The sequence below is a fragment of the Variovorax sp. 10L421 genome, assembly GCF_056395365.1.
This window is the reverse complement of sequence record NZ_JBFTJJ010000077.1, coordinates 1-492: the sequence shown is the minus strand read 5'-3', so window position 1 is coordinate 492 and position 492 is coordinate 1. Positions and strand designations below refer to the sequence as shown.

The 492-nt window shown below is 70.9% G+C and carries 1 pseudogene; it reads right to left on the bottom strand.

The features are described 5' to 3' along the window. Positions 1-492 (bottom strand): annotated as a pseudogene (locus tag AC1DFC_RS29795) (RHS repeat-associated core domain-containing protein); the annotation flags it as partial.

The following is a 492-nucleotide window of genomic DNA, read 5'->3' as shown; positions in this document are numbered from 1 at the left end:
CTGCTGCTCCAGCAGCCGGCCGGCCGGGTCGTACTTCGAGCCCTGGTGCAGGCCGTTGCCCTGGTCGCGGCCGGTCTCGCGGTGCAGGTCGTCGCGCTCGAAGCCCAGGATGTCCTGGCCGTCCACGAGCAGGCCGTGCACGTGGCCGGAGCCGTAGGTGAGCCATTGGGTGATGTGGCCGTCGGGGCGGACGCTGGCAACGCGCTGGTGGAGCTCGTCGTAGCCGTGCTGCCAGACCGCCGTGTGGCCATGGTCCAGGTAGTGCTGGTGCTCGCGCACCAGGTTGCCCGCGCGGTCGTAGAACCACTGGAGCCTGGCCTCGGCGTTGGTGGCCTCGACCAGGCGGCCGTTGCGGTCGTAGGCGAAGCGCTCGGTCTGGTCACCGGCCTGGCGCTCGCTCAGGCGGCCCAGGGGGTCGAATTCGAGCCGGGTGCTGTGGCCGGCTTCGATGACTTCGGCCAGCACGCCGCTGGCTTCGTCGTAGCGGTACTG